Genomic DNA, 20,319 nt, shown 5'->3' with positions numbered 1-20,319 from the left:
CCTTCGGACAGTGCGAGCCCACAACGTGGCGGCAGCGGCGGTGAATTCCGCATCGCGCCGCGGCTTTCGTGGCCTCGGCCGAGTTGCTATGAGAGGCCGAGGCCCGCCCCCGCAACCACGCAAGAGCCCGCTTTTGCCAACGGGCCGATGGAACCGCCATGCCCTCCGATTGGTCGCTCAGCCCGCAGCTCGAAAAAGACACCATCAATATCGGCGACCTGCCGCTCAGCCGCGTGCTGGTGATCAAGGACGCGAATTATCCGTGGCTGCTGCTGGTGCCGCGCCGCGCCGGCGCGGTCGAGATCATCGATCTCGACGAGGTCGCGCAGGCGCAATTGATGACGGAAATCTCCCGGGTCGGCCGCGCGCTGAAGGAGATCACCAAATGCGACAAGCTGAACATCGCGGCGCTCGGCAATGTGGTGCCGCAGCTTCATGTTCATGTGATCGCGCGGCGCTCCAACGACGCCGCCTGGCCGCGGCCGGTGTGGGGCGTGGTGCCGGCGCTGCCGCACGACGCCGAAGAAGTGCAGCAATTCATCAACGCGCTGCGGCGCAAGATCTGGCTGGGCTGAGCCGATGAGCAGCGCGTTCCCGCTCGGCCAGCCGGCCTTCGTCAGCAACGTCCTCGACCGCGCCGCGCATCTGCGCGGCGATGATTCCAAACTGATGGCGATGGAGGACAAGAGCGACACCCGCGCCTATGTGGTGCATCGCGATTCGCTGGTGGTGAAGCACGAGGAGAGCGGCCCGCGCGCGCTGCTGTCGATCAGAGAGGCGCTGGCGCTCGGCGCCAATCCCGGCACGATCTTTCTCGGCCTGCGCGACGGCGCGGCGGTGTTCGGCATGGGCATCGGCGCCGCGGCGGTCGAAACGCTGATGACCCGCAGCGACGCCGGCATCGCCGAGCTGCGCGGCATGGCGATGCAGGGCATCCTGCCCGCCGAGCAGCTCTCGGCGATCGCGATGGCGAAGTCGATGGTCGGTTGGCACCAGCGCCACGGCTATTGCGCCAATTGCGGCGCCCGCACCGCGATGTCGCAGGGCGGCTGGAAGCGCGACTGCCCGACCTGCAAGGCCGAGCATTTTCCGCGCACCGACCCGGTGGTGATCATGCTGGTGACGTCGGGCGACAAGTGCCTGCTCGGCCGGCAGAAGCCGTTTCCGGCCGGGATGTATTCGTGCCTCGCCGGCTTCGTCGAGGCGGCGGAGACGATCGAGGACGCTGTGCGCCGCGAGATCTATGAGGAGTCCGGCATCCGCTGTTCCGAGGTGCGCTACTACATGACGCAGCCGTGGCCGTATCCATCTTCGCTGATGATCGGTTGTACGGCGGTGGCAACCACCGAAGACATCACCATCGACTTCACCGAACTCGAAGATGCGCGCTGGTTCTCGCGCGACGAGGCCGCCGCGATGCTCAACCGCCAACATCCGGACGGCCTGGTCGGGCCGCACCCGTTCGCGATCGCGCATCATCTGGTCGGCCGCTGGCTGGAGCAGACATCATGACGAACACCGCAAAGCCCAATCCGCGCATTCTCTGCGTCGGCATCCCGGTCCGCGACCTCACCTTCCGGATCGAGGCGGTGCCGGGCCGCGGCAACAAGATCCCCGCCAGCGCCTATGAGGAGATCTGCGGCGGCAACGCGCTCAATGCCGGGATCGGCATCGCCCGGCTCGGCGGCACCGCGACGATGTGCGGCCCGATGGGTGACGCCAGCGAAGTCGCGGGGGGCTTCATCTTCGACAAGCTCGGCGAGGAAGGCATCGGCACCTCCGGCCTGATCCACATGCCGGGGCTGGTGACGCCGATCTCGGCGGTGCTGGTCGATCCGACCGGCGAACGCACCATCGTCACCTTCCGCGATCCTAAGCTGTGGAACGTCGCGTTGCCGGACGCCGATGAACTGCTGAAGGACTGCGACGCGATCATGATCGAGAGCCGCTGCGCCGGCTTCGCGACGCCGCTCTGCGCGGAGGCGACCAGGCGCGGCATTCCGGTCGTGGTCGACATCGACAGCGCGATGTCGCTGAACGAAGGTCTGCTGACCGCGTCGTCGCACCTGATCTTCTCGGCCGAAGCGCTGCACGCCACCGCCGGCACCGACGACGACGAGACGGCGCTGAAGAAGGTGGCGAAGCTCACTCATGCCTTCGTCGCCGTCACCCGCGGCCCCAAGGGCACGCTGTGGCTCGACGCCCAGCAGCAATTCCAGCAGACCCCGGCGTTTCCGGTGCACGTCGTCGACACGCTCGGCGCCGGCGACATCTTCCACGGCGGCTTCGCGGTGGCATTCAGCGAAGGCCAGGACATCGCCAGCGCGCTGCGCTTCGCCTCCGCCGCCGCGGCGCTGAAATGCACCAGGCCGGGCGGGGCGTTCGCGTGCCCGGACCGCGAAGAGGTCGAGGCGTTTCTCGCCGACAAGGCGAAGTAATCGACTGCGCCGAGGCACGGCCTGCCCCCGACACCACCGCCGTCATTGCCGGGCTCGCCCCGGCAATCCATCTTCTTCGCAAACAGTCATGTGGCGCGCTCGCGCGCGCGATGGATGCGCGGGTCGGGCCCGCGCATGACGGGAGTGATCGTGGCAAAGCGAGCGCCACCAAAAAAGCCGTCGTCCCCGCGCATCGGGACCCAGTATCCCAGCTCGTAGCTCGTAGGATGGGTTAGGCGCACTTGCGCCGTAACCCATCCCTTCGCGCACACCGTCGCACGATGGGTTACGCGCTTCGCGCTAACCCATCCTACGGGCTGGGCCTGCGCCCGACAGCGCCGTGGTCATTGCCGGGCTCGACCCGGCAATCCATCTTCTTCGCAAAGAGTCATCCGGCGCGCTTGCGCGCGCGATGGATGCGCGGGTCAAGCCCGCGCATGACGGAAGTGATCGTGGCAAAGCCGGTGCCACAAGTCCCCGCGCAGGCGGGGACCCGGTATCCCGGAGCGTTCCCGTTCAGGTCCCGGGCGCCCAGCCCGGCGGCGCAAGTTCGAACGTCGCGAAATCGAAGCCCGGCGCCACGGTGCAGCCGACCAGCGTCCAGTCGCCGGTCGCGGCGGCCGCCTGCCAGGCGTGCGGCGGCACGATTGCCTGCGGCGTTTCGCCGGCTGCGACATCCGGGCCGAGCGTGATCGTGCGAAGGCCGTCGTCGTCGGCGATCTGCAGCGTCAGCGCCGCGCCCGCGTAGTAGTGCCAGATTTCGACCGCGTCGATGCGGTGCCAGTGCGAGCGTTCGCCGCGCGCCAGCAGGAAATAGATCGCGGTCGAGACGCTGCGGCCGGAGGCGTCGCAGCGGGGATCGCGAAACGTCTCGCGATAATGGCCGCCTTCGGGATGCGGCTGCAGCTTCAGCCGCGCGATGATGTCCGCGGCCGACAGCATCGGCGCGCTCACGAGTTGTTCTTGCGCTCGCGGATCTCGCCGAACACGTCGGCCGCACTCTCGCCGGCGAAGCCGATGGCCGCCGCGACCGACGGCTCGTCGGCGCGCAGGAACACATTGGCTTTCTTCTCCTCGCCGAGCGTCACCGGGATCGTCGGCTGGCCGGCGGCGCGCTGCTGCTCGACCTGTTTGGCGCGCGCCTGCAGCGCTGCGTTGTCGGGCTCGATCGTCAGCGCGAATTTGACGTTGGAAGCGGTGTATTCATGGCCGCAATACAGTTTGAAGTCGTCGGGCAGCGCCCGCAGCTTCAAGAGCGATTCCCACATCATCGGATAGGTGCCCTCGAACACCCGGCCGCAGCCGATCGAGAACAGCGTATCGGCGGCGAACAGCGCGCGGTCGTCGTCGAACACGTAGGAGATGTGATCGAGCGTGTGGCCCGGCGTCTCCAGCACCCGCGCGCTCAGTCCGCCGACCTTGACGACGTCGCCCTCCTCGACGCGCAGATCGACGTCGGCGATCTTGGCGTTGGCGTCGTGCGGCGCGACGACGCGGCACTGATACTTCTTCTTCAGTTCGGCGATGCCGCCGACGTGATCGCCGTGATGATGCGTCACCAGAATATCGGTCAACTTCCAGCCTTCCTTCTCCAGCGCCGCGATCAGCGGCGCGGCCTCCGGCGCGTCGATCGAGGCGGTGGCGCCGCTCGACGGGTCGTGGACCAGGTAGCCGAAATTGTCGGTGAGGCACGGAACGATGCGGATGTCGGCAGGCATGAGATCTCCCGGGAATTGTACGGTGCGGATGCGCCCGACGCTGGTGGCGACCGCCGGAGCGACGCGATGCGAACTCTACCACGGACGGCGAGTTCGGTGAAATGCGGGAGAATGCGCGTGTCAACTCCGCAGCACGCCGCTTTGCCGGACTGTCCGCTGCCGTGGTAAAAGCTCCGCATGACGATCGACGTGGTCAATCTGCGCGAGTTCTACTCCAACCGGCTCGGCGTGGTCGCCCGGCGCCTGATCAATCGCGGTATCCAGACGCACTGGCCGGACGCGCGCGGACAGCGCGTGCTCGGGCTCGGCTATCCGACGCCGTATCTCGGCCTGTTTCGTCACAATTGCGAACGCTGCATCGCCTTCATGCCGGCGGCCCAGGGTGTGCTGAAATGGCCGACCGCGCGCGCCACGCTGTCGACGCTGGTCGAGGAGCGCGCGCTGCCGCTGCCCGACGCCGCGGTCGACCGCATCCTGCTGGTGCATTCGCTGGAAATGTCCGACGACCCCGACGCGCTGTTGCGCGAGGTGTGGCGAGTGCTGGCGCCGTCGGGACGGCTGCTGGCGGTGGTGCCGAATCGCCGCGGCGTCTGGGCGCGCATCGACAACACCCCGTTCGGTCACGGACGGCCGTATTCGCGCTCGCAGATTTCCGATCTGCTGCGGCGGACCTGGTTCACCCCGGTCGGCTGGAGCGAGGCGCTGTTCGTGCCCCCGCTCGAGCAGGCCTGGCTGCTGCGCTCGGCGCCGGCGTGGGAGCGGATCGGCGCCGCCACCTCACTGCCGCTGGCGGGCGTCCATGTGGTCGAAGCGACCAAGCAGGTGGTCCGGCCGATCCAGGCCAGGCGCGAACGCACCCGGCTGATCCCCTCGCTGGAGCCATCCTTGGTGCCGTCGCCGATGCAGGCCGACGACACCGACCTGCCGCTGCGGCCGCGCTGAGCGCGCCAGCGCAACAGAAAAGGGCCGCGCCAGCGCGCGACCCTTGTGGTCTCGAAACCGATTCCGGCTCGGCTTATTCGTTGCCGGGGGTGGCGTCTTCGGCCGGCACCGGGGCGGCTGCGGCGCCTTCGGCGGTGCGCGGCGCGTGCGGACGACGCCGGCGACGCGGCGGAAAGCGTTCGCCGCCAGCACCCGTCGCGCCCTCGAACGCCGCGGGGCTGATCTGCGGCTGCGGCCCGGTGATGAATGAGGGCAACCGATCGACGCCGGCGTCGACGCTCGGCTGCGGCTGCTCGACCCGCGGCGTGAATTGCGGCTGCGGCCGATGCTCGCGGGGCTGCGGCTGCTCGCGGGGCTCGCGCGGCTGAAACTGCGGCTGTTCGCGGGGTTCGCGCGGTTGATAGGATTGCGGCTGCTGCTGCACCGGGACGAGGCCGGGCTCGGCGCCGAAATTCGAGTAATCGCTCTCGCCGTCGTCGTCGCTGTCCGACATCTCGTTGTCGATACGCGGCGCCTGCTGCGGCTGGTTCTGCCGGAACTGCTCCTGCGCCGCGGCGATCAGCCGGAAATAATGCTCGGCGTGCTGATAGTAATTCTCCGCCGCGACCGGGTCACCGGAGGAGCGCGCGTCGCGCGCGAGCTGAACGTATTTCTCGGCGACGTGAGAGGCGGTCCCGCGGATCTTGATATCGGGTCCATTCGACTCGAACACCCGGGTCATCGGGTTCTGGCCGCGCCGGTTGTTGTTGTTGTTGTTATTATTGTTGCTACCGCTGTTCCGGTTACGCAGCCGCTTGTTGTTCTGCCCGTTTCTCATGTCTTACCTTCTTACGAACCCGTTATATCCCGACCGTCGCGATATCCCGACGGCCGCTTGTTCCGATTGGAGTGTGTTGCGAAGGCCGGCATGCTGCGGCCAGTCATAATTCTGTCGGGGCATGCATCGCCGGACGCGCGGCCGACGCCGAACGCAATGCGACCATCCGAAGTATTGATCCGCCCGGTCTCGTTAGTGCCGTATGTCGCGTTCAACAAAGACGCGTTCCCCAACTCCGGAGCGCGCCGCGCCGCGCCGGCCGGACCATTCAACGAGCCCGCCACAGCAGGCTCAGCTTCGCTTGCGTGAGTTCTTCAAGCGTAATTCAGGCTTTCGTTCGCTCTGCGGTCGCGAGCAGCGCGGCTGTCTCAGCCTTCGCGCTCCATCAAAACCGCCGTTTGGGAACCCATTTCGATCCGGGCTCTCGACAAGAACTCTGTTCTTTTTCGGTCTTTGACCGCAGACCCGCGGGACCAACCACCCTGGACCGATATCCTGGCCGGAACGTAGTCGCTCTCAGCCGATATTCCAAGCGTTTTTTGCAATCTATTCCGACATTAACCTGTCAAATGCCGCCCCGTCACCACCCGCAAAACGCCGCCCAGATCGGGGCGCGGCGGGTCGGCGACGGCCAGCCCGGCGGCCCGCATCAGCGCCGCGACGTCGTCGCTCTGGCCCTGCCCGATCTCCACCACCAGCGCCCCGCCCGGCCGCAGCAGCCGCTTCGATTCGGGGGCGATCCGGCGATAGGCGTCGAGACCGTCATCGCCGCCGTCGAGCGCGCGGCGCGGATCGTGCGCACGAACCTCGACATCGAGCGTCGCGATCTCCCGCGCCGGGATGTAAGGCGGGTTGGAGACGATCAGGTCGAAACGGCCGGCCAGCGCCGCGGCGTAGTCGCAGGCGACGAAGCCGGCGCGATTCGCCAGCCCGAGAGCGACCGCATTCGCCCGCGCGGCTCGTAGAGCTCCGAGACTGATATCGGTCGCCACGCCGCACGCGTCGGGGCATTCCGACAGCAGCGCCAGCAGGATCGCGCCGGAGCCGGTGCCGAGATCGAGAATCAGCGGACGCGACAGCGCCTCGGCGCGCAGATAATCCAGCGCGACCTCGACCACGGTCTCGGTGTCGGGCCGCGGCACCAGGGTGTCGGCGGACAGCGTCAACGGCAGGCCCCAGAATTCGCGCCGGCCGAGAATCCGCGCCACCGGCTCGCCGGCCAGCCGGCGCGTCGCGAATCCGTCGAGCCGCTCGGCCTCGTCCGGCGCGAGCTGTCGCTCGGCCTGCACGATCAGTCCGGTGAGATCGAGCCCGGTCGCCTCGCCGATCAGCAGCCGGGCGTCGAGCTCGGCCGATTCGATCGCGGCGTCCTTCAGCCGCTTGCCGAGCGCGCGGCGCGCGGCGGCAAGGCTGGCGCCTGAAAAAGAGTTGCTCACGCGCGCGCCGCTGCGCGCGGGCGGCGGCGTGGCCGCGGCTCAGGCCGCATGGCCCTGCGCGGCGAGTTGCGCGGCCTGGTGCTCGGTGGTGAGCGCGTCGATCAGTTCGCCGAGCGCTTCGCCGGCGATCACCTGCGGCAGCTTGTACAGCGTCAGATTGATGCGGTGATCGGTGACCCGGCCTTGCGGGAAGTTGTAGGTCCGGATCCGTTCGGAGCGGTCGCCGGAGCCGACCTTCTCCTTGCGCTCGGCCGAGCGCGCCGCGTCGAGCCGCTGCTGCTCGGCGTCGTAGATCCGCGAGCGCAGGATGTTCATCGCCGAGGCGCGGTTCTTGTGCTGCGAGCGGCTGTCCTGCATCATCACCACGATGCCGGTCGGCAGATGGGTGATGCGGATCGCCGATTCGGTCTTGTTGACGTGCTGGCCGCCGGCACCCTGCGCCCGCATGGTGTCGATCTTGAGATCGTCCTGCCTGATCTCGACGTCGACCTCCTCGACCTCGGGCATCACCGCCACCGTCGCCGCCGAGGTGTGGATGCGCCCCTGTGTCTCGGTGTCGGGCACGCGCTGGACGCGATGCACGCCGGATTCGAACTTCAGCTTGGCGAAGGCGCCGCGGCCCTTCACTTCGGCGATGATTTCCTTGAAGCCGCCGACGGTGCCTTCGGAAGCGGAAATCACTTCGACGCTCCAGCCCTGCAGCGCGGCGAATTTCTCGTACATCCGGAACAGGTCGCCGGCGAACAGCGAGGCCTCGTCGCCGCCGGTGCCGGCGCGGATTTCCAGCATCACGTTGCGATCGTCCATCGCGTCCTTCGGCAACAGCGCGACCCGGATCTGCTGGATCAGTTCCTCGCGATGGGCGTCGAGCGCGTCGCGCTCGGCTTCCGCCATCGCCCGCATCTCGGGGTCGGTGGCCGGATCCTCGAGCAGTTCGTCGATGTCGCCGAGTTCGTCGCGCACCTCGCGATAGGCCTTCACCGCCTCGACCAGCGGATTGAGCTCGGACAATTCGCGGGTGATGCGGACGTAGTCGGAGGCGCCGACCTCGCCGAGCAATTGCGCTTCGAGCGAGGCGTGATGCGCGAGCAGAACGTCGAGCTTGGCTTCGGGCAGTGTGGACATCGATCGGTCTCGGACAGCGAAGGCGAAAACGGAAAAGGCAACGGCGAGGCGACGGCGCGGAGATCGTCGCTACAACGACAGCCCGTGGGCCTCGGCGAATTCCGCGAGCTTGTGCCGGATCGAAACGCTGCCGGAAGGCAGATCGAGCAGCGGCGAGATCGCCGCCTCGGCCTTGGCGGCGTCGAGACCGAGAATCATCGCCTTGACCGGACCGTGCGACACCGCCGACACCGACAGCGCCCGATAGCCGATCGCGATCAGCGCCAGCGCGCCGAGCGGCTGCGACGCCATCTCGCCGCACAGCGACACCGAGCGCCTGGCGGCTTTCGCCTTGCGCACGATGTCGCGCAGCGCGCGCAGGATCGGCGCCGACAGCGTGTCGAAGCGGTCCGACACCTTGGCGTTGCCGCGGTCGACCGCATACAAAAACTGGAACAGATCGTTGGAGCCGACCGAGATGAAGTCGACCTTCTTCAGCAATTCGTCGAGCTGATACAGCAGCGCCGGCACCTCGACCATGGTGCCGACATCGACCCGCTCCGGCAGCGTGTGGCCGTGCTGGCGCAGATAGGTCAGCTCGCGCTCGACGATCGCCTTGGCGGCGTCGAACTCGGCGACTTCCGAGATCATCGGAAACATGATGCGCAGATTGCGCCCGCCGCCGGCGCGCAGCAGCGCCCGGATCTGGCTGCGCAGCAGGCCGGGCCGATCGAGCCCGAGCCGGATCGCGCGCCAGCCGAGCGCCGGATTCTCCTCGACCACCGTCTCCATGTAGGGCAGCGCCTTGTCGCCGCCGATATCGAGCGTGCGGAACGTCACCGGCTTGGCGCCGGCGGCATCCAGCACGGCGCGGTACAGCGCGAGTTGATCGCTGGAGCGCGGCAGGCTCTGGCCGATCATGAACTGCAGCTCGGTGCGGAACAGGCCGACGCCGGACGAGCCGGTGTCGTCGATATGCGGCAGGTCGATCGCCAGCCCGGCATTGATCATCAGGTCGATCGGCTGGCCGTCGGTGGTGACGCAGGCGAGATCGCGCAGCGCCGAATATTGCGCCTGGCGGCGGGCGCGGAAGCGCACCCGCTCGGCATAGGCGGCCTCGACCTCGGCCGACGGCCGCACATAGATCGAACCGGAGGTGGCGTCGACGATGATCGCGTCGCCCGGATCGGCGATGCCCGGCGCGTTCGGCACTTCGCCGATCGCCGCGATGCCGAGCGCGCGCGCCACGATCGAGACGTGGGAATTCGCGGTGCCTTCCTCCAGCACCAGGCCGCGCAGCCGGTTGCGGTCGTAATCGAGCAGCGCCGCCGGGCCCATCGAGCGCGCGATCAGGATGGCGTTGTCGGGCAATTGTTCGCGCGACGGCGCGTGGTTCTGGCCGACGAGCTGGCGCATCAGCCGGTGGCCGAGGTCCTCGAGATCGTGCAGCCGGTCGCGCAGATAAGGATCGGTCGAGCGCAGCATCCGGGCGCGGGTGTCGGACTGCACGCGTTCGACGGCGGCTTCCGCGGTGAGGCCGGTGGCCACCGCCTCGTGCAGCTTGTGCGACCAGCCGTGGTCGTTGGCGAACATCCGGTAGGCTTCGAGCACGTCGCGATGGTCGCCGCCGTCGGCGACGTCGCCGCGCTCCAGCAGGCGGTCGAGATCGGCGCGCAGATTGGCGAGCGCGGTGTCGAGCCGCTTGATCTCCTTGGGCAGATCCTCGGCGATGTAGTTGGTGATGACGACGCGCGGCTCGTGCAGCACGACGTGGCCGAGCGCGATGCCGTCGGACAGGATCGCGCCGGTCTTGTGGATCGAGTGCCGCGCCGCGGGCTCGGCGCCGGGCTGCGCCAGCGCCGACAATTCGCCCGAGGCGATCATCTCGGCGAGCACCATGGCGGTGGTCTGCAGCGCCTCGACTTCTTCCTCGACATAGGTGCGCTTGGCGCGGTTCTGCACCACCAGCACGCCGAGCGTATTGCCGGCGCGCAGGATCGGCACGCCCAGGAACGAGTGATAGATCTCTTCGCCCGTCTCCGGGCGGAACGAGAACGCCGGATGGCTCTGGGCGTCGGACAGATTCAGCGGCGTCGCCTCGGAGGCGACCAGACCGACCAGACCTTCATGCGCGGTCAGCACGGTTTGGTGAACAGCCTCGCGGTTGAGGCCTTCGGTGGCGTAGAGTTCGAGGGTGTTGTCGACCCGCAGGACGTAGGTCGAGCACACCTCCGCCACCATATTGGCGGCGATCAGCACCACGATCTTGTCCAGCCGTTCCTGCGCGGAGACCTGCTCCGCCATGGTTTCACGGAGCCGTCTCAGCAAGACGCGGGGGCCGCCCGACGTGCTCCGCATATGCCGAAATCTCCCCTGAAATCGTCACCACCGCCGGCCTGCGGTGCCGGCGACGAACCTCTCGACGCAACCTCGCCGGGCCGCGATCCGCCCCCGGCCTTCGAAGCAAGCCGGGACCAGGCCGATTCACGGCCCGATTCCAGCCTTCGCGACGCACCGGAACCGGCCGTTCAACCGTCTCGCCGGCGCCGCGCGCCCTTCAGGCCGTATAGCGAATTGACGCTTGATTTGCCAAGCAAAACGCCTGCCGCGGGCAACGGCGGCGAATGCCGCACCCGGCCCGAAATGACTGAAAAATTGTTCTAAACTTGATCCAACCCGTACAAAGTATGCAACGTTCGTACCGCGAGCTCGGTATAGGCGGCGTCGATCAGCACCGAGAACTTGATCTCCGAGGTGGTGATGGCGCGAATATTGATGTTGCGGGCGGCCAAAGCGGCGAATGCCTGGGCCGCGACGCCGGCATGGCTGCGCATCCCCGAGCCGATCACCGAGACCTTGGCGACGTCGGTCTCGCTGTCGAACCGGGCATAGCCGATCTTGTCCTGCGCCGAGGTGATGGTCTGCTTGGCGCGGGCGAAATCCGACGCCGGCACGGTGAAGGTGAGATCCGTGGTCTTGCCGTCCTCGGAGACGTTCTGCACGATCATGTCGACGTTGATATTGGCGTCGGCCAGCGGCCCAAAGATCGACGCCGCCACACCCGGCTTGTCCTCGATCCGGCGCACCGAGATCTGGGCTTCGTCCTTGGAAAAGGCGATGCCGGTGACGACGTGGTTCTCCATGATTTTCTCCTCGCTGCAGATCAGCGTGCCCGGCGGCGTGCCGTGCGGATCGATATCTTCGGGTTTGTCGAACGAAGAGCGCACGAAGATCGGCACGTTGTAGACCATGCCGAGCTCGACCGAGCGGACCTGCAGCACCTTGGCGCCCTGCGACGCCAGTTCCAGCATTTCCTCGAACGCCACCTTGTCGAGCCGCCTGGCCTTCGGCACTACGCGGGGGTCGGTGGTGTAGACGCCGTCGACGTCGGTGTAGATGTCGCAGCGGTCCGCCTTCAGCGCCGCCGCGATCGCCACCGCCGAGGTGTCGGAGCCGCCACGGCCGAGCGTGGTGATGCGGCCGGTTTCCGGATTGATGCCCTGGAAGCCGGCGATCACCGCGACTTCCTTGCGGTCGCCGAAGCGCTTGACGATCTCGCTGCCGTCGATGTCGACGATCCGGGCCGAGGCGTGGGCGTCGCTGGTGCGGATCGGCAGTTGCCAGCCCTGCCACGACCGCGCCTGGATGCCGAGCGCCTGCAAGGCGATCGCCAGCAGTCCAGACGTCACCTGCTCGCCGGACGCCACCACCGCGTCGTATTCGCGGGCGTCGTGCATCGGCGACGCCTCGGTGCACCAGGCCACCAGCTCGTTGGTCTTGCCGGACATCGCCGACACCACCACGGCGACCTCATGGCCGGCGTCGACCTCGCGCTTGACATGGCGCGCGACGTTCTGGATGCGCTCGATATTGGCGACGGACGTGCCGCCGAATTTCATCACCAGCCGGCCCATGACGAATAGTGCAATCCCTGCAGACAACGAGTATTGATGGCGCGGACTCCGCAAGTTGGGCGCCGCGAGGCGCGTATACACAGCGGCGCTGGTCCGGGCAAGCAATCGAGGCCGCGGACGAGGCGAATCGCTTCGGAAAGGCGGTCGGGAAAGGCGTCGGAGACAGCATGGGGGGGTACATCGACAAGATTCTCCAGCCCGGGGAGAAGGTGCTCTATTCGGCCAAACCGCACTGGATCTTCTACCTGCCTGCGCTTGGGCTGTGGATTATCGTTGCCGCGGTCGCTGGCCTGACCCGCGTACCCGACGTTGTCGCCGTCGATCCGCGGATCGAGCCCGGTCTGCTGGGGCTGGCGGCGGTGATCGGGGTATTCGCGCTGTATTTGACGTTCAAGGCCTGGTTCCATCGCTGGACCACCGAGACCGACGTCACGTCACTGCGACTGGTGCATAAAACCGGATTCATCCAGCGCCGTACCTTCGAGATGAGCCTGGACAAGATCGAGAGCGTTGACCTCGATCAGAGCATCCTCGGCCGCGTTCTCGACTATGGTGACGTCACCGTTCTGGGCGTCGGCGAGGGGCGGGAGACCATCCGGACCATTTCGGCGCCTTTGGCGTTCCGAAGTTCAATTACCGCGCGATAGGAGCACGGCGCATCCATGGCACTGCAATCCGAATCCACCGGTCCCGCGTCGCCCTCGGTCGATCCGGCCGAAATCGCGAAATTCTCCAAACTGTCGGCGCAATGGTGGGACCCGACCGGCAAGATGGCGCCGCTGCACCGGATCAACCCGCTGCGGATCAGCTTCATCCGCGACGCCGCCTGCCGCAAATTCGAGCGCAACGCCAAGAGCCTGAGCTGCCTGTCAGGCTTGCGGATGCTGGATATCGGCTGCGGCGCCGGGCTGCTGTGCGAGCCGTTCACAAGGCTCGGCGCCCAGGTGATCGGGATCGATCCGTCGGCGACCAACATCGCGGCGGCGAAGATCCACGCCGACAAGTCGCATCTGCCGATCGACTATCGTTGCACCACGGTGGAGGAGATCGACCCGCGCGAGCGCTTCGACATCGTGCTGGCGATGGAAGTGATCGAACACGTCACCGATGTCGGCGCCTTCCTCGGCCGCTGCGCGGCGCTGATGAAGCCCAACGGCATCATGGTGGTGGCGACACTCAACCGCAACTGGAAGAGCTTCGCGCTGGCGATCGTCGGCGCCGAATACGTCATGCGCTGGCTGCCGCGCGGCACCCATCAATGGGACAAGTTCGTCACCCCCGCCGAGCTCGAGCAGCATCTGCACGGCTTCGGGCTGGTCGTCACCGAACAGTCCGGCATGGTGTTCAACCCGCTCGCCGACCGCTGGAAGCTGTCGGCCGACATGGACGTGAACTACATGGTGGTGGCCGAGACCGCGCCGTAGTTCTGTCCGAAATCGTCGTCGGATTTTTCGAAGCCGATGGATGCGCGGGTCAAGCCCGCGCATGACGTGGGTGGTGTGAGGTGAGACCTTGAATCACCTCGGAGCGCCGATGAAGAGCAACGCGTCACCCAAATCCCGACGTCATTGCCGGGCTTGACCCGGCAATCCATCACTCTTCACAAAAATGCCTCTGAGCCGATCGGAGATCGGCTTTCCTATACGCCTTTCAGAATGATCACCGTCGGCGTCGCCGGCAGCGTATCGCGCGAGATCCGCAGGGCGCTGTCGCCGCGCTGATCGATCGCGAACGATTGGCCGATGCGCCGCATGAACTCGTCGAGCGGCGTCATGAAGCGGTGCATCGGCAGCACCACCGAGGCGCGCAGCCGCTTGGTGATCTGCGAGATGCCGTCGAGCGACATCGTGTAGCTGCCGTCGATCGGCACCATCAGGATGTCGATCCGGCCGATCGCGGCGAAATGGCTGTCGTCGAGCGCGGTGTGCAAATGGCCGAGATGGCCGATGCACAGGCCCGCGACCTCGAAGATGAAGATCGAATTGCCGTCCTTGATCATGCCGGCATTGCCGTCGTCGAACATGGTGCGGCGGATGTCGGTGGTGACGTTGCGGATCATCACGTCGCCGACCCGCAGCCGGACATGCGCGGGCTGGCCGTCGTCGCCCCAGCCGTGCAGCACGTGGGCGATCTTCGGATCGGGCGCCAGCGTGTAGTGCGTCGAATGCGCGCGGTTCATGGTGACGACGTCCGGAACCCGGCCGGTGCCGTAGGCGCCGTTGTAGTCGGTCGCGACCATCACGCCGCCGGGGGTTTCGATCGTATAGGTCGAGTGCCCGCGATAGGTGATCAGCACCTGCTCGGCCGCAGCCGTCCGCCGCAGACTGACCGGCACCGCGCGCGGCGGCGCTTGCGCCATCGCCAGACACTCGCTGCCGCGGAAGCCGTCCTCGGCCTGCGCCGGCGACAGCAGCGCGGCGAACAGCGCGACGAAGGCGGCAAGGCAGCGCAGCATGGCGTCACTCCCGGTCGGGCTCCGGCAGGAGTGTAGCGTCAAATCGCCCGGGCGCCAGCGCGGCGCCACCGCGCAACGCTGGCATGATCCGGTTCCGGTTGACCGCGGCGACCCGGGCGGCCACGGTGCCGCGCCCTTCCAGCCCCGATCATTTCATGCTCAGCACCGCCTCGCTCTGGATTCCGTTCGCGCTCGTCGCCGCCCTCGGTCAGGTCGCGCGCAATGCAATGCAGCGTTCGCTGACCGGGCCGCTCGGCACCTGGGGCGCGACCAACATCCGCTTCCTGTTCGGGTTTCCGTTCTCGATCCTGTTCCTCGGCGTGGTGGTCGCGGCGACCGGCGACGCGCTGCCGTGGCCGGGCCTCGACTTCTGGCCGTGGCTGTTGCTCGGCGCGCTGTCGCAGATCGCCGCCACCGGCCTGATGCTGGCGGCGATGAACGAACGCTCCTTCGTGGTCACCACCGCCTATCTGAAGACCGAGGCGATCCAGACCGCGATCTTCGGCTTCGTGTTCCTCGGCGATCATCTGACCGTGCTGAAAGTCGGCGCGATCCTGATCGCCACCTTCGGCGTGGTGATCACCGCGCTACGGCCCGGCAGCGCGCGCAACCTCGCCAGCCTGCGGCCGACGGCGCTCGGGCTCGCCGCCGCCGCCGGATTCGCACTGTCGGCGGTCGGGTTTCGCGGCGCGATCATCGTGGTGCCGAGCGTCAGCTTCGTCACCGCGGCGACGTTCACCCTCGTCTTCGCTCTCGGTGTGCAGACGCTGGTGCTGACGATCTATCTGCTGGCCCGCGCGCCGCAGGTGCTGCGCGACATCCTGCATCTGTGGAAGCCGTCGATGCTGGCGGGCTTCGTCGGCGCCGCGGCGTCGCAATTCTGGTTCCTCGCCTTCGCGCTCACCGCTGCCGCCAATGTCCGCACCCTGGCGCTGGTCGAGGTGCTGTTCGCGCAGGCCGTCGCCTACTACTCGTTCAAGCAGCCGATGTCGGTGCGCGAACTCGGCGGCATCGTGCTGATCGTGCTCGGCGTCGCGCTGCTGGTCGCGGCGTGACCCGGGCGCACCGCGCCGGCGACTTGAGCCGTTCGGGGATCAGCACCGGCGTTCAGGAATACTCGCCGCAGGCACAACCTCATGGTGAGGAGGCGCGAAGCGCCGTCTCGAACCATGCGCCACGGGCTCTGCGTCCGTCGCATCCTTCGAGACGCCCCGGCTTTGCCGGGGCTCCTCAGGATGAGGAGTCAGTGCATCCGGCGAGGGCCATATCGCTTCGATCAATCGATGAACTGCGCTAGCTCAGATAGCTCGCCAGATTGAGGCTCTGTACCTTGGCGCGGAGTAAGAAGCCGACAGTTGCGCCTGGTAGGTCGACCGCTTGGCGGTGACCGCGGCGACGTCGACGCCGGGGCCATGATCCTGCGGCGCCCGTTTCGGCTCTTTCCTCTGCTCGGCACCGCCTCCTGAATCTCTGCTCGGCTTCGCCTCCTGCCGCTTTGCGGGATTGATTGCAATGTTATAACATTGCACAAGATGCCCGATTGGGCTCCCGCGACCTCCCGGTCCCGGCCCCCGCAAAAGGACACCGCGATGCCCGAGCCTCGAACTCCGACCCCCGTGACGGTGCTGACCGGCTATCTCGGCGCCGGCAAGACCACGCTGCTCAACCGCATCCTCACCGAGCATCACGGCAGGAAATACGCCGTCATCGTCAACGAGTTCGGCGAAGTCGGCATCGACAACGACCTGGTCGTCGATACCGACGAGGAAGTGTTCGAAATGAACAACGGCTGCATCTGCTGCACCGTGCGCGGCGATCTGATCAGGATCATCCAGGGGCTGATGAAGCGGCGGACCAAGTTCGACGCCATCCTGGTCGAGACCACCGGCCTCGCCGACCCCGCCCCGGTGGCGCAGACTTTCTTCGTCGACGACGACGTCCGCGCCAAGACCAAGCTGGATTCGATCGTCACCGTGGTCGACGCCAAGCATCTGCTCGGCGAGATCGACACCGCGCACGAAGCGCAGGAACAGCTCGCCTTCGCCGACACCGTGCTGCTGAACAAGACCGATCTGGTCTCGGCCGAGGAGCTGAAACAGGTCCAGGCGCGCATCCGCCGCATCAACCCGACGGCGACGATCCATCTCACCCAGCGCTGCGACGTCGATCTCGACCACGTGCTCGGCCGCGGCGCGTTCGATCTCGACCGGATTCTGGAAGTCGAGCCCGACTTCCTCGACGAATTCCACGAGCACGAGCACGACGATCACATCAGCAGCTTCTCGCTGGTGACGAAGGAGCCGCTCGATCCGGCGAAGTTCATGCCGTGGATCGGCACCATCACCCAGCAGTTCGGCGTCGATCTGTTGCGGATGAAGGGCATCATCGCCTTCAAGGACGACGACGAGCGCTTCGTCGTGCAGGCCGTGCACATGCTGCTGGAGGGCGATCACCAGCGGCCGTGGAAAGACGGCGAGGAGCGCGTCAGCCGCCTCGTCCTGATCGGCCGCAACCTGCCGAAGGACGTGATCGAACACGGCTTCATGGCCTGCCGGGCGTAGCCGTCTCACGCCGGCGGGAGCGGCGCGTCGACGCCGCTAACCGGTCGTCGGATTGCTGCGCAGAAACGCCGCGACGACCGGCGCGACCTGCTCGGGATACTCCTCATAGACGGAGAGCTTGCCGACCGGCAGTTCGGTCGCCTGGACGTGGTCGAGCGCCGCCAGCGCGACCATGTCGACTTTGGATTTGCGCGGGGCCTGGGCACCAAACACCACCTGCAGCGGCGTCCTGATCCGCGCCGCGGCGGATAGAAATTCTGCACCTTCGCGAAACGCGTCGAGTTCGCCGACGACGAACCGGACCGACGCATAGCGCGCGCCGGCGGCTTCGGTGACGGCGAGCTTGTCGCGCAGCCGCTCCGGCGTCAGCCAGGCGGGATCTGCATAGACATGGCCGCGCGCCATCATGCCGATCACCGGCCGGTTGACGTTGAGCCGATGCAGCAGCGCGCCCAGCACCGGCCAATCGACCGCCCGGGCAACAGATCGAAACGCCGCGATGCGCTTGCCGGTCATGGTCGGCAGCGGCCCGCGCCAGGTCGGCGAGATCAGGCTGAGCGCACCCAGTGCCGCTTCGGTTTCCGCCGCCTCGGCGAGCGCGTAGCCGGCGGCATGGCCGACCGCGATGGTGGCTGCCGGCCGCAGGCGCTCGGCGGCCTGCTTCAGGAAGGCGCGATAGGCCTCGGGCCGCCAATCGATCTTCGGCCGCGGCAGATCGCCGAAGCCCGGCCAGTCGATCGCGACCGTCCGGAACGACCCGCCGAGCTGCTGCTGCAACGGCCGCATTTCCCGCCGCGTCGAGATCGAGCTCAGCGCCGGCAGCATCAGCACCGTCGGCCCGTCGCCATGGCTGGTCTGCGCGACCGTCACCGGCTTGCCGTCCCAGGCCCACGCGATCTGTTCGCTCCGCCACGTCATCGCCTTCACGACCTCGCTCGAGACGACACACTTCTTACCAAACGCAGCCGGCCAGCGGCAGGTTCATGTGGCGCGGGGGACCGTTCGCGGCGCCTACCCGGCGCGCTCGGGTTCGCTCGCCACGTCCCAGCGCGATCCGGCCGGGCGCGATCCCGCGCGCGCGGCGCCGCGGCGCGAGGCGATGCGGGCGCGGCGCTTGCGCCACCAGATCACCACGCCGGTGACCGACAGCGCCGCCACCACCAGACCCATCGCCGAGATCAGGATGCGGCCCGGCAGGCCCAGGATTCGTCCCGAATGCAGCGGGAACTGCATCTGCACGAAGATGTCGGCCGCGGTGCCGACCCAGGGCAGCCGGTCGCCGATCGGGCGGCCGTCCTCGCTGTCGTAGTACAACTGCGCCGGGCCGACGCCGGCGGCGCCGTGATCGTCGCCGGGCTTGAAGAACGCCGCCGCATAGACGCCGTGCGCCGGGCCGTAGAACAGCGAGCCGAGCGGCGCGGTGAAGCCGCGCGCACGGCCGTCGGCTTCGGCGCGCGCGGCGATCTGCGCGAAATTCATCTTCGGCTCGATCGGATCGTCGAGGCTGCGATAGGGCCGCTGCTCGAACGGCGTCGGCGTGTAGTTCGACACCGTCTTCATGATCGGCGAGAACACCTCGAAATACAGATTGAGCGAGAACGCCGTGAACGCGACCACGAACAGCACCGCCCAGGTCCACAGGCTGAAGGCGCGGTGGATGTCGAAATTGATCCGGTAGGCGCTGCCCGAGGTCTTGATCTTCCAGGCCGGCGCCCAGCGCGCCCAGAACCCCTTGCCGAGCTCGCGCTTCACCGCCGGCGCCTGCCCGGCGCGCAGCAGCCGCCGCGCCGGCAGCGTCAGATAGAAGCCGACGAAACAGTCGATCGTCCAGATGATGGCGATGATGCCGAGCAGCCGCGCGCCCCAGCGGTCGCTGCCCCAGAATTCGGGGACGTGCATGGTGTAGTGCAGCTTGTACAGAAACGAGACGAAGTTCTCGCTGGTCACCGGCCACACCGCACCCCAATAGCGCCGGCCGAGCTCGGCGCCGGTGTTGGGATCGAGGAAGATCTGATTGTAGTCGAGCGCGTAGCGCTTGCCGGTCGACGGATCGATCCGCGGCTGCACGAAGAACGCCAGCGAGTGGCCGGGCTCCGGCGTCATCGGAAAGAAGATCACCCGGGCGCGCGGATCGCGGCTCTCGATCTGCTTGACGAGATCGACCGACGAAATCGCCGGGCCCGGAGTCGAGACGTCGTAGAACTTGGCGTTGAGCGTCTCGTCGATCTCGTGGTCCCATGAGATGATCGCGCCGGTGACGCCGGAGAAGAACAGGAACGCCGCGGTGAGAAGCCCGGCCCAGCGGTGCAGTCGCCCGAATATCGCTCTCATGCCGACCCGGTCCCATTCGTTGTCGTTGCGCGCCGGCGTGGGGGCCGTTCGCGCGACCGCGAGGTCCCGGACGTGCCGCCGTTCGCTCGCGCGCGCAGGCAGCAGCAACGAGACGCCGTCGCCCGGCGGTTCCGCGCAGACCGTCCGGCACAAGGCAGGACGGGCTCCGGATGGAGTTACCGCGTTGGGCGACCGAGTGCATTTCTCGCGTTTTGGAATCGTTCAAACGGAACCGGCGCGGACGATCCGTGCCCGACGATCAGGACTGATAACCGCCCGGTCAGGCCGACCAGCGGTCCTCTTCTTCCTGCATCGCCTGTTCGTTGAGACGCTGCGCGATGTCCTCGGCGAGCTTCTCGGTCTTCGCTTCGGCGATGGTCTCGCCGTCCTGCTTCGTCACCGCGGTGTTTTCGACGTGGACCGGAAAATCGTCCGGTTCGAGCGCGTCGTCGTCCTTCGGATCGGCCATCGGTTTCTCCCTCGGCTCCGCGTGGGCGCGGCGTGGAGTCACAACGCTCGTCGCTCCCGATCGTGCCGCCGAGCCGCGACATTTCGGCCGATCTTCGTCCACATAATGGACGGTCGGATCGCTGTTTCGATAAT

The 20,319-nt window shown here is 67.3% G+C and carries 19 protein-coding genes; 8 read left to right on the top strand and 11 right to left on the bottom strand.

Translation table 11 applies throughout. The annotated features are described in order from the left end of the window. Positions 1-158: 158 nt before the first annotated feature. From SR870_RS20405 to SR870_RS20395, 3 genes are read left to right on the top strand one after another with little or no spacing between them, the layout of a single operon-like run. The gene (locus SR870_RS20405) at positions 159-575 is read left to right on the top strand and encodes an HIT family protein (RefSeq protein ID WP_322515331.1); all 417 of its coding nucleotides are present in this window, start codon (positions 159-161) and stop codon (positions 573-575) included. A gap of 4 nt (positions 576-579) precedes the next feature. Beyond that, entirely contained in the window at positions 580-1,512 is a 933-nt protein-coding gene (gene nudC / locus SR870_RS20400; RefSeq protein WP_322515330.1) for an NAD(+) diphosphatase, read from the top strand. Continuing rightward, the gene (locus tag SR870_RS20395; RefSeq protein ID WP_322515329.1) at positions 1,509-2,438 is read left to right on the top strand and encodes a sugar kinase; all 930 of its coding nucleotides are present in this window, start codon (positions 1,509-1,511) and stop codon (positions 2,436-2,438) included. The genes nudC and SR870_RS20395 overlap by 4 nt, the downstream gene beginning before the upstream one ends. A 516-nt stretch (positions 2,439-2,954) precedes the next feature. Here SR870_RS20395 and SR870_RS20390 read toward each other — a convergent pair. Both SR870_RS20390 and gloB read right to left on the bottom strand, forming a co-directional pair. Next, positions 2,955-3,380: a cupin domain-containing protein gene (locus SR870_RS20390; RefSeq protein ID WP_322518328.1), complete on the bottom strand. Its 426-nt coding sequence runs from the start codon at positions 3,378-3,380 to the stop codon at positions 2,955-2,957. A gap of 8 nt (positions 3,381-3,388) precedes the next feature. Continuing rightward, positions 3,389-4,156 carry a hydroxyacylglutathione hydrolase gene (gene gloB, locus SR870_RS20385; RefSeq protein WP_322515328.1) on the bottom strand — a complete coding sequence of 256 codons (768 nt, stop codon included), beginning with the start codon at positions 4,154-4,156 and terminating at the stop codon, positions 3,389-3,391. A 177-nt stretch (positions 4,157-4,333) separates the two neighbouring features. Between gloB and SR870_RS20380 the strand changes: the two genes are divergently transcribed. Next, on the top strand, positions 4,334-5,098 hold the full coding sequence (locus SR870_RS20380; RefSeq protein ID WP_322515327.1) for a class I SAM-dependent methyltransferase: 765 nt from the start codon (positions 4,334-4,336) through the stop codon (positions 5,096-5,098). Between the two features lie 73 nt (positions 5,099-5,171). On the opposite strand, the gene SR870_RS20375 is transcribed toward SR870_RS20380, so the two are convergent. The 5 genes from SR870_RS20375 to SR870_RS20355 all read right to left on the bottom strand — a co-directional run bounded on the left by SR870_RS20375 (position 5,172) and on the right by SR870_RS20355 (position 12,369). Continuing rightward, the gene (locus SR870_RS20375; protein WP_322515326.1) at positions 5,172-5,915 is read right to left on the bottom strand and encodes a DUF4167 domain-containing protein; all 744 of its coding nucleotides are present in this window, start codon (positions 5,913-5,915) and stop codon (positions 5,172-5,174) included. A 557-nt stretch (positions 5,916-6,472) separates the two neighbouring features. After that, positions 6,473-7,351 carry a peptide chain release factor N(5)-glutamine methyltransferase gene (gene prmC, locus SR870_RS20370; protein ID WP_322515325.1) on the bottom strand — a complete coding sequence of 293 codons (879 nt, stop codon included), beginning with the start codon at positions 7,349-7,351 and terminating at the stop codon, positions 6,473-6,475. Between the two features lie 39 nt (positions 7,352-7,390). Continuing rightward, positions 7,391-8,476 carry a peptide chain release factor 1 gene (gene prfA, locus SR870_RS20365; RefSeq protein WP_322515324.1) on the bottom strand — a complete coding sequence of 362 codons (1,086 nt, stop codon included), beginning with the start codon at positions 8,474-8,476 and terminating at the stop codon, positions 7,391-7,393. 69 nt (positions 8,477-8,545) lie between these two features. Next, on the bottom strand, positions 8,546-10,813 hold the full coding sequence (ptsP, locus tag SR870_RS20360) for a phosphoenolpyruvate--protein phosphotransferase (RefSeq protein WP_322515323.1): 2,268 nt from the start codon (positions 10,811-10,813) through the stop codon (positions 8,546-8,548). Between the two features lie 302 nt (positions 10,814-11,115). Continuing rightward, positions 11,116-12,369 carry an aspartate kinase gene (locus tag SR870_RS20355; RefSeq protein ID WP_322515322.1) on the bottom strand — a complete coding sequence of 418 codons (1,254 nt, stop codon included), beginning with the start codon at positions 12,367-12,369 and terminating at the stop codon, positions 11,116-11,118. A 167-nt stretch (positions 12,370-12,536) separates the two neighbouring features. Here SR870_RS20355 and SR870_RS20350 point away from each other — a divergent pair, with 167 nt between their 5' ends. Together SR870_RS20350 and ubiG are read left to right on the top strand one after the other, a co-directional pair. Further along, positions 12,537-13,016 carry a PH domain-containing protein gene (locus tag SR870_RS20350; protein ID WP_322515321.1) on the top strand — a complete coding sequence of 160 codons (480 nt, stop codon included), beginning with the start codon at positions 12,537-12,539 and terminating at the stop codon, positions 13,014-13,016. A gap of 15 nt (positions 13,017-13,031) precedes the next feature. After that, positions 13,032-13,793 (top strand): bifunctional 2-polyprenyl-6-hydroxyphenol methylase/3-demethylubiquinol 3-O-methyltransferase UbiG, encoded by a 762-nt coding sequence (gene ubiG, locus SR870_RS20345; RefSeq protein WP_322515320.1) that lies wholly within the window; start codon positions 13,032-13,034, stop codon positions 13,791-13,793. Positions 13,794-14,008: 215 nt separating this feature from the next. On the opposite strand, the gene SR870_RS20340 is transcribed toward ubiG, so the two are convergent. Further along, positions 14,009-14,824: an MBL fold metallo-hydrolase gene (locus SR870_RS20340; RefSeq protein ID WP_322515319.1), complete on the bottom strand. Its 816-nt coding sequence runs from the start codon at positions 14,822-14,824 to the stop codon at positions 14,009-14,011. A 155-nt stretch (positions 14,825-14,979) separates the two neighbouring features. Between SR870_RS20340 and SR870_RS20335 the strand changes: the two genes are divergently transcribed. Then, a complete protein-coding gene (locus SR870_RS20335) occupies positions 14,980-15,879 on the top strand; it encodes an EamA family transporter (protein ID WP_322515318.1) in 900 nt (299 codons plus the stop codon). A gap of 534 nt (positions 15,880-16,413) precedes the next feature. After that, on the top strand, positions 16,414-17,385 hold the full coding sequence (locus SR870_RS20330) for a GTP-binding protein (RefSeq protein WP_322515317.1): 972 nt from the start codon (positions 16,414-16,416) through the stop codon (positions 17,383-17,385). Positions 17,386-17,421: 36 nt separating this feature from the next. Here the strand turns inward: SR870_RS20330 and SR870_RS20325 are convergent, their stop codons facing one another. From SR870_RS20325 to SR870_RS20315, 3 genes are all read right to left on the bottom strand, one after another. Then, positions 17,422-18,303, bottom strand: coding sequence for an alpha/beta hydrolase (locus SR870_RS20325; protein ID WP_322518327.1), 882 nt, complete (start codon positions 18,301-18,303; stop codon positions 17,422-17,424). Positions 18,304-18,396: 93 nt separating this feature from the next. After that, positions 18,397-19,716, bottom strand: a complete 1,320-nt coding sequence (fsrB, locus tag SR870_RS20320; protein WP_322515316.1) for a siderophore utilization protein FsrB — start codon at positions 19,714-19,716, stop codon at positions 18,397-18,399. A 280-nt stretch (positions 19,717-19,996) separates the two neighbouring features. Then, a complete protein-coding gene (locus SR870_RS20315; protein ID WP_322515315.1) occupies positions 19,997-20,185 on the bottom strand; it encodes a hypothetical protein in 189 nt (62 codons plus the stop codon). Positions 20,186-20,319: the final 134 nt, after the last annotated feature.

Source organism: Rhodopseudomonas palustris, assembly GCF_034479375.1.
GTDB classification, from domain to species: Bacteria; Pseudomonadota; Alphaproteobacteria; order Rhizobiales; family Xanthobacteraceae; genus Rhodopseudomonas; species Rhodopseudomonas palustris_M.
The sequence above is the reverse complement of the archived record's forward strand: the minus strand, read 5'-3'. Positions and strand labels throughout refer to the sequence as shown.